Origin of the sequence: Pseudomonas sp. PS01299, from assembly GCF_029960145.1 — a bacterium.
Classification (GTDB): domain Bacteria; phylum Pseudomonadota; class Gammaproteobacteria; order Pseudomonadales; family Pseudomonadaceae; genus Aquipseudomonas; species Aquipseudomonas putida_A.
The window spans coordinates 1-7,971 of the sequence record NZ_JASCPO010000247.1 but is presented as its reverse complement, the minus strand read 5'-3'; the positions used below and the strand labels follow the sequence as shown (position 1 = coordinate 7,971).

The 7,971-nt window shown below is 61.5% G+C and carries 7 protein-coding genes; 6 read left to right on the top strand and 1 reads right to left on the bottom strand.

Going from position 1 to position 7,971, the window contains the following annotated elements; translation table 11 throughout:
- Positions 1-176 precede the first annotated feature (176 nt).
- From QMX91_RS26605 to QMX91_RS26580, 6 genes are all read left to right on the top strand, one after another.
- On the top strand, positions 177-1,832 hold the full coding sequence (locus QMX91_RS26605; protein WP_134787094.1) for an AMP-binding protein: 1,656 nt from the start codon (positions 177-179) through the stop codon (positions 1,830-1,832).
- Positions 1,833-1,863: 31 nt separating this feature from the next.
- Positions 1,864-2,307: a hotdog fold thioesterase gene (locus tag QMX91_RS26600; RefSeq protein WP_134787093.1), complete on the top strand. Its 444-nt coding sequence runs from the start codon at positions 1,864-1,866 to the stop codon at positions 2,305-2,307.
- A 275-nt stretch (positions 2,308-2,582) separates the two neighbouring features.
- Positions 2,583-3,389 carry an alpha/beta hydrolase gene (locus QMX91_RS26595; RefSeq protein WP_282413622.1) on the top strand — a complete coding sequence of 269 codons (807 nt, stop codon included), beginning with the start codon at positions 2,583-2,585 and terminating at the stop codon, positions 3,387-3,389.
- Positions 3,386-4,240: an alpha/beta hydrolase gene (locus QMX91_RS26590; protein ID WP_282413621.1), complete on the top strand. Its 855-nt coding sequence runs from the start codon at positions 3,386-3,388 to the stop codon at positions 4,238-4,240. The genes QMX91_RS26595 and QMX91_RS26590 overlap by 4 nt, the downstream gene beginning before the upstream one ends.
- Positions 4,241-4,355: 115 nt before the next feature.
- Positions 4,356-5,162: a DUF4892 domain-containing protein gene (locus QMX91_RS26585; protein WP_282413620.1), complete on the top strand. Its 807-nt coding sequence runs from the start codon at positions 4,356-4,358 to the stop codon at positions 5,160-5,162.
- Between the two features lie 69 nt (positions 5,163-5,231).
- Positions 5,232-6,272, top strand: coding sequence for an AI-2E family transporter (locus tag QMX91_RS26580; RefSeq protein ID WP_027612318.1), 1,041 nt, complete (start codon positions 5,232-5,234; stop codon positions 6,270-6,272).
- A gap of 643 nt (positions 6,273-6,915) precedes the next feature.
- Here the strand turns inward: QMX91_RS26580 and QMX91_RS26575 are convergent.
- The gene (locus QMX91_RS26575) at positions 6,916-7,764 is read right to left on the bottom strand and encodes an EF-hand domain-containing protein (protein WP_282413619.1); all 849 of its coding nucleotides are present in this window, start codon (positions 7,762-7,764) and stop codon (positions 6,916-6,918) included.
- Positions 7,765-7,971: the final 207 nt, after the last annotated feature.

Genomic DNA, 7,971 nt, shown 5'->3' with positions numbered 1-7,971 from the left:
GCTCGCGAATGCGCTGTGTCAGTCACTGTAAATGTCACTGATAGACCGCATTCGCGAGCAAGCCCGCTCCCACAGGGCCCTCATTTTCAGTTGAAATTATTTGTTTGAATTTTCCAACCAAGCACTTGCTTGGTTGACTACGCTTGCTCCAGACCCAAAAAACAGGAGCGAGTCGCATGTCTGCCGCCTTCCGTTTGCCGCTGGATATGTTTTACGAGCGTGAGGCCCGGCACCCGCGCCAGCGTTTTCTGGTGCAGCCCATCGGTGGCGGGCAGGTCGAGACCCTGACCTGGGCCGACGTCGGTCATCAAGCGCGTTGTGCCGCGCATTGGCTGCGCGCGCGGGAATTACCGCAGGGCAGCCACATCGCGCTGATCTCGAAAAACTGCGCGCACTGGATCATTGCCGATCTGGCGATCTGGATGGCCGGGCACGTCTCGGTGCCGCTGTATCCCAACCTGACCGCCGACTCGGTGAATCAGGTGCTGACGCATTCGGAAAGTGTGCTGGCGTTCATCGGCAAGCTTGATGACTGGCCGGGCATGTCGGTCGGTGTACCGGCGGATTTGCCGACCATCAGCCTGCCGCTGCACCCGCCCGGCGAGTTCGATTTTAGTTGGGATGACCTGCAAAAAAGCTCGCCGATCCAGGACAACCCGCGTCCTGCTGCCGAGCAACTGGCAACCATCATCTACACCTCCGGCACCACCGGGTTGCCCAAAGGCGTGATGCACAGTTTTGCCAATCTGGGGTTCGCCACGACTCGCGGCACGCAACTGTTCGGGCTTAACGAGCAAGACCGGCTGCTGTCGTACCTGCCGCTGTGCCATGTCGCCGAACGCATGTTCGTTGAGCTGGCCTCGATCTACACCGGGCAAACCGTGTTCTTTGCCGAAAGCCTCGACACCTTCATCACCGATCTGCAGCGGGCGCGGCCCACGGCGATGTTCGGCGTGCCGCGGATCTGGACCAAATTCCAGATGGGCGTGTACGGCAAGATTCCGGCTAAACGCCTGGATTTCCTGCTCGGCCTGCCGTTCCTTGGCAAGCGGGTCGGGCACAAGGTGCTGGCCGGCCTGGGTCTTGATGCCTTGCGCGTCGCCCTGTCCGGCGCGGCACCGGTGCCGCAGACCTTGCTCAGTTGGTATCAGAAACTCGGCCTCGATGTGCTGGAGGTCTATGGCATGACCGAGAGTTGCGGCTATTCGCACATCTGCCTGCCGGGCCAATACAAACAGGGCTGGATCGGCAAACCGTGCCCGGAGGTTGAGGTGCGGATCGACGAGTCCGGCGAGGTGCAGGTGCGCAGTCAGGCGAACATGCTCGGCTATTTCAAGGAGCCGCAGAAAACCGCCGAGACCCTCACCGAGGACGGCTTCCTGCGTACCGGCGACAAGGGCGAGCAGGATGCCGAGGGGCGCTTGCGTCTGACCGGCCGGCTCAAGGAAATCTTCAAGACCAGTAAAGGCAAATACGTCGCCCCGGCGCCGATTGAAAACCGGCTGGCGGTGCACTCGCGGATCGAACAGGTCTGTGTTGTCGGCGATGGCCTGAGTGCGCCGCTGGGCTTGTGCGTGCTCTCGACGGTCAATCAGGACGAAGGGCGGGCCAGTCTGCATTCGAGCCTGGAAAAACTGCTCGAAGAGGTCAACGCCGTGCTCGACAAACACGAGCGCCTGCGCCGGCTGGTGGTGGTCAAGGACAGCTGGGCGGTGGAAAACGGTTTTCTCACGCCGACCTTGAAGATCAAGCGCAACGTCATTGAAGACACCTACGGCGCGCGGTTTGAAGAATGGAGCGCGCGCAGCGAGGCGGTGCTGTGGCAGGATTGAGTGACCACCAAAACAACAAAGGAAGCCAGCGATGAGCTTGTGGCGCACCACTCCGAACATCGAGCAGTTGAACGCAATCCAGAAAAACACCATCGGCGAAGTGCTGGATATCCGTTTCGAGTCCTTCGACGAGGAATCGCTGACGGCGAGCATGGTCATCGACCACCGCACCCACCAGCCTTACGGTCTGCTGCACGGCGGCGCCTCGGTGGTGCTGGCGGAAACCGTCGGTTCGATGGCCAGTTATCTGTGCATCGATGCCAGCAAGTTCTACTGCGTGGGGCTGGAGATCAATGCCAACCATTTGCGCGGTTTGCGCAGCGGGCGGGTGACCGCGGTGGCCAAACCGATTCACATCGGTCGCACCACGCATGTCTGGGACATCCGCCTGACCAGCGATGAAGGCAAGGCCAGTTGTGTGTCGCGTTTGACCATGGCGGTGGTGCCATTGGGCGAGCAGCCGCCCTCACCCTAACCCTCTCCCGGAGGGAGAGGGGACTGATCGGGCTGGATGTTCGAGTTGCGCCGACCTGAGCTATCGAGCCGAGTTCAGGTTTTGAAATTCATGCAGATCAGCTCCCTTTCCCCCTCGCCCCCTTGGGGGAGAGGGTTGGGGTGAGGGGGAAGCGATCTCCCTGAAACACCATCATGCTGTCCGGACTGTCATCATTCCTGGCAGTTACGGTCATTGCTGCGGGGCGCGGTCTTGCGGACAATCAGCGGCATGTTTCCGCTCATGGATAAACCTGCATGTCGCAACCGATCTTTTTCGCCCACGCCAACGGGTTTCCCTCGGGCACCTATGGCAAGTTGTTCGCGGCGCTGGCGCCCGAGTATCGGGTCGCGCATCTGGAACAGCATGCCCATGACCCGCGTTTCCCGGCGGACGACAACTGGTACAACCTGGTCGACGAACTGATCCACCATTTGCAGCAACAGGATCAACCGGTGTGGGGCGTCGGCCATTCGTTTGGCGGCGTGTTGCACTTGCACGCAGCATTGCGCTGCCCTGAGCTGTATCGCGGCGTGGTCATGCTCGATTCACCGGTGCTGACTCGCACCGACCAGTGGGTGATCCGCGCGGCCAAGCGTTTCGGCTTCATCGACAGGCTGACCCCGGCCGGACGTACGTTGGGGCGGCGCGAAGAGTTCGCCGATCTCGACACGGCGCGCAGCTATTTTGCCGGCAAGACCCTGTTTCGCGGTTTCGATCCGGAATGTTTCGATGCCTACCTGCAACACGGGCTGCATGCGGTCGGCGACAAGCTGCGTCTGCGCTTCGACCCCGCCACCGAAATCAGTATCTATCGCGGCGTGCCGCACACCAGTCCGGGCCGCACGCGCCAATTGCAGGTGCCGCTGGCCGTGGTGCGTGGCCACAAGAGCCGCGTGGTCATGCGTCATCACAGCCGATTCGTCGGGCGCCTGCCGCAGGGTGAAGCATTGAGCATGCCCGGCGGGCACATGTTTCCGCTGGAACGTCCGCAAGACACGGCGCGCCTGCTCAAAGAGCTGTTTACGCGCTGGGAGCGCCGCCAACAGAAGGACTGCGCATGAGCCCGACCTTTGAAGAAGTGCGCTTGAGCCTGCCGCATATCGAACTGGCGGCGCACTTGTTCGGCCCCGAGGACGGTCTGCCGGTGATTGCCCTGCATGGCTGGCTCGACAACGCCAACAGCTTTGCGCGCCTGGCACCCAAGCTCAAAGGTTTGCGCATCATCGCCCTGGACATGGCCGGGCATGGGCATTCCGGGCATCGACCGAATGGCGCCGGTTATGCGCTGTGGGACTACGCCCATGACGTATTGCAGGTCGCCGAGCAACTGGGCTGGAAACGCTTCGGTCTGCTCGGGCATTCGATGGGCGCGATCGTTTCGCTGGTGCTGGCCGGCTCGTTGCCAGAGCGCATCACTCATCTGGCATTGATCGACGGGGTGATTCCTCCTACGGACAAAGGCGAAAATGCTGCCGAGCGCATGGGCATGGCCCTGCAGGCGCAACTGGATCTGCGCGAAAAGCGCAAGCCGGTCTACAACACCCTCGACCGCGCTATCGAAGCACGGATGAAGGGCTTGGTGGCGGTCAGTCGCGAAGCCGCCGAACTGTTGGCGCAACGCGGTCTGATGCCGGTGCCCGGCGGTTATACCTGGCGCACCGACAATCGCCTGACCCTGCCGTCACCGCTGCGCCTGACTCAAGAGCAGGCGATGGCTTTCGTCCAGCGCATCAACTGCCCGGCGCAACTGGTGGTCGCCGCCGACGGCATGCTGGCCAAACATCCGGAGTTGCTGGAGCGGCTACCCTTTAGCCAGGAACAGCTGGCGGGCGGGCATCATTTGCACCTGAACGATGAGTCCGGTGCCGACCTTGTCGCAGACTGTTTCAATCGCTTCTTCGCCATTCCTTGACTTGCACCGGGCAACTGTCGAGGCTGGGCGGGTTGAAATGGGAGACAAACACGATGGATTTCTATACCGCTGCGCCCCTGACCCGCCAAGCCATGCCGATCCGATGAGCCTGACTATGCGGTCACTCAGTCTGTTGGCGCTGTGCTGTTTCAGTTCCGTTTCGTTCGCCGCCGACGTGCCCGGCAGCCAGGATTTGCAGATCGTGCCGCGTCTGGCCGATGCGCAGATCGTTGACTATCGCCCTCCTGTGGAGCTTGAGCGGATCTATCCGCTGGGCTCGATCCGCAAGATCAGCGGCCAGTTGCGCTTTGACGGCCAGGTCACGGCGCGCGGCCAGACCACTTCGGTCACCTACGAGTTGCCGCCTGAGCATTCCGCCACCGAAGCCTTCACCGTCGCCCGCGAAGCCCTGCAAAAGCAGGACGCCGAGTTGCTGTTCTGGTGCCAGGCCCGTGATTGTGGCGAAAGCAGCCTGTGGGCCAATGAAGTGTTCGGCAACTCCAAGCTGTACGGTGCCGATGAGCAACAGGCCTATCTGCTGTTGCGTCTGGCCGCACCGAAAGACAACACCCTGGTCGCGCTCTACAGCATCACCCGCGGCAATCGCAAAGCCTACCTGCATGTCGAACAGTTCGAAGCGGGCGCGCCGCTGGGCGTGTTGCTGCCGACCTCGGCCACGCTGTTGCGACAGCTCAAAAGTACCGGTGAACTGGACTTCCCCAAGCTGACCGGCGATCCGGATGACACCTGGTTACGACTGATTTCCCGTGGCTTGAACCTCGACACCACCCAACGCGTGACGATTGCCGGACCCAAGGCCGAGGCCTGGCGTCAGGCGCTGATCGGTCAGGGGGTACGGGCGGCACGGATGGAGGCGGGGAGCGCCGACGGCTCTGGCCTGCGCATCGATCTGTTGCGGTAAGCTGCATCGGGCGTGCACGCGCGGCGTGTTCGCCTACTCTTTGACCGACTGACTTCTTCGAGACTGTACATGCTCAATAACGATCGGCTGTTGGTGCAAATCCTCCTGCTGGTGCTGTTCGGTGCCAGCCTGTGGGTGATGGCGCCGTTCTGGTCGGCGCTGTTCTGGGGCGCGGTGCTGGCGTTCGCCAGTTGGCCGCTGATGCGTCTGCTGACCCGTTGGCTCAATGGCCGCGAATCACTTGCCGCAGCTATTTTGACCTTGGGCTGGATGTTGCTGGTGGCGGCGCCACTGGTGTGGCTCGGGTTCAACCTGGCCGATCACGTGCGCGATGCCACGGCGTTCATCAAGGATGTGCAGGTCGATGGTCTGCCGGAGGCGCCGGTCTGGCTCGGCAGCGTGCCGTTGGTGGGCGAGCGGCTGGTGGGGATCTGGAACAGCATTGATCAGCAGGGCGCAGCGCTGATGGTGTCGATCAAACCGTATCTGGGGCAGGTCGGTAACTGGTTGCTGGCGCGCAGTGCGCAGATCGGCGGCGGGATTCTCGAGCTGACCCTGAGCATTGTCTTTGTGTTCTTTTTCTATCGCGACGGGCCGCGCTTGGCGGCGTTTGTGCACGGTCTGCTGCAGCGCCTGATCGGTGAGCGTGCCGGGTATTACATCGAGCTGGTGGCCGGCACCGTGCAGCGGGTGGTCAACGGGGTGATCGGTACGGCGGCGGCGCAGGCGGTTCTGGCGTTGGTTGGCTTTCTGATTGCCGGGGTTCCGGGGGCGCTGGTGCTGGGGATCGTGACCTTTCTGTTGAGTCTGATTCCGATGGGGCCACCGTTGGTGTGGATTCCGGCCACGGCCTGGCTGGCCTGGAAAGGTGAATACGGGATGGCGGTGTTTCTCGGGATCTGGGGGACGTTCATCATCAGTGGCGTGGATAACGTGTTGAAGCCTTATCTGATCAGCCGCGGGGGGAATCTGCCGTTGGTGATTGTGTTGCTTGGGGTGTTTGGCGGGTTGATTGCGTTTGGGTTTATCGGGTTGTTTATCGGGCCTACGTTGTTGGCGGTGGCCTATAGTTTGTTGACGGATTGGAGCAAGAGTCAGGCTCGGGTTTAGGCGCCTTGGCTTTTTTGGGGTTGTGGGCATATCCGTTGGTTTGGGTGTGGCGGCTGGCGGTTTCGCCCTTACGGCGAGTCACTTTTTACAAACGCCTAAAAAGTAACCCAAAACGCTTGCTCCTACGTTCGGCCCGCTCGCTGGGGCTCGGGGTCCCTTCGCTCCGGGATTGATCCGGGCGCAGCGCCTACGGTTTGCTTCGCTGCACCTCCTCTCGCTGTGTTTGGCTTCGCCAAACGGTCGCTGCGCTCCCACCCCCGGATCAATCCCTCCACTCAGCCTTCCGATGTCGCCCGTAGGTCAAGATCAAGAGCTTTCGGCGAGCTGACACTCGGCCATTGAGTGGGGCGGCTTCGCCGCGTGCGGTGCATACAGTTAAAAATTGTGGGAGCCAGCCTGTTGGCGATGGCGTCCTGACAGCCGACCAATTTCCAACTGACCACCCCCAATCCAACTGTGGGAGCGGGCTTGCTCGCGAAGGCGGCCTTATAGCCGAACAATCTCCAACTGAATGCACTCCATCCAATTGTAGGAGTGAGCCTGCTCGCGAAGAGGCATATCAGGCAACCAGCTTCTCACGGCCACACCCAAATGACCGTTCCCACACCACTGCATGGAAACGATCACTCATCACCCCATCAACTCAAGTCGCCACATTCAGGTATTTGCCCACCGGCGCAGCATTGTCCAGCGAGTACTGCTTGCTCAAGTTGGCAATCATCCGGTTCAGCGCTTCGCTGGTGGTCTGGGTGCTAGCGGTCTGTTCTTCGGGCGGGCGTTCCCGACCTGCCTGTAGCGCCGCTTTCAGTTCGTCGCTGCTCACGCCGCCACTGCTGTCGCTGTCCAGTACCTTGAGCAATGCAGCGCTGGTATCAGTGCTACTCGTCGAGGTGCTGTCGCTGGTCTGCAGGGCACTGCTCAGTTCGGTAGCGCTGATGTTGCCATCACCATCGGCATCCAGTTGGCTGAACAGTTCGTCGCTGGAGGCTTGTTGCGGGGGCGGAGGTGGTGGGGTGAGGCTGGCGGTGAGTTCGTCCTGGCTGACGGTGCCGTCCTTGTTCTTGTCCAGGGCCGAGAAGATTTGGTTGCTGTCGGCGCTGCTGCCGGCGCTGGTCAGGCCGTTGCGCAGTTCGTCACTGCTGATGGCGCCGTCGCCATCGGCGTCGAGGGCGCTGATCAGGGCGTCGGCGAGGTCGGTGTTCGGTGCTTGATCCTGAGGTGGCGGCGGAGGCGCCATCGCGGTCATTTCTTCGGCGCTGAGGCTGCCGCTGGCGTCGCTGTCCAGATCGCCGAATTGCTTGCTCAGGTTGACCAGCAGGCCATCGTCGGATTTCTGCGACAGAGCACTTTTCAGTTCGTCCTGGTCCACCGCGCCGTCGCCGTTGCTGTCGAGTTTAGCGAACAGTTGCTTTTGCAGTTGTTGGCTGCGGGCGTTCTGGGTGGTGCTGCTGGTGCTGGTATAGCTCGTGTAGTTGCTGACGCTACCGATCATGGGCTCACTCCTTGGACTGTAGAACCGGTGGGTGTACCGGCTTGTGCAGACTCAAGGGGCAAGATGTCCTGGGTGTTTTGGCTTTGTACCGGTGGGTATACACGATGGAGTGAACACCACTGAAACCTGTGGGAGCGGGCTTGCTCGCGAAGGCGGCCGATCATTCAACACAGAAGTCGACTGACACACCGCTTTCGCGAGCAAGCC

Coding starts and splice junctions, on each gene's coding strand:
- QMX91_RS26605 (WP_134787094.1), top strand. CDS start 177: ATGTCTGCCGCCTTCCGTTTGCCGCTGGATATGTTTTACGAGCGTGAG.
- QMX91_RS26590 (WP_282413621.1), top strand. CDS start 3,386: ATGAGCCCGACCTTTGAAGAAGTGCGCTTGAGCCTGCCGCATATCGAA.
- QMX91_RS26600 (WP_134787093.1), top strand. CDS start 1,864: ATGAGCTTGTGGCGCACCACTCCGAACATCGAGCAGTTGAACGCAATC.
- QMX91_RS26585 (WP_282413620.1), top strand. CDS start 4,356: ATGCGGTCACTCAGTCTGTTGGCGCTGTGCTGTTTCAGTTCCGTTTCG.
- QMX91_RS26580 (WP_027612318.1), top strand. CDS start 5,232: ATGCTCAATAACGATCGGCTGTTGGTGCAAATCCTCCTGCTGGTGCTG.
- QMX91_RS26575 (WP_282413619.1), bottom strand. CDS start 7,764: ATGATCGGTAGCGTCAGCAACTACACGAGCTATACCAGCACCAGCAGC.
- QMX91_RS26595 (WP_282413622.1), top strand. CDS start 2,583: ATGTCGCAACCGATCTTTTTCGCCCACGCCAACGGGTTTCCCTCGGGC.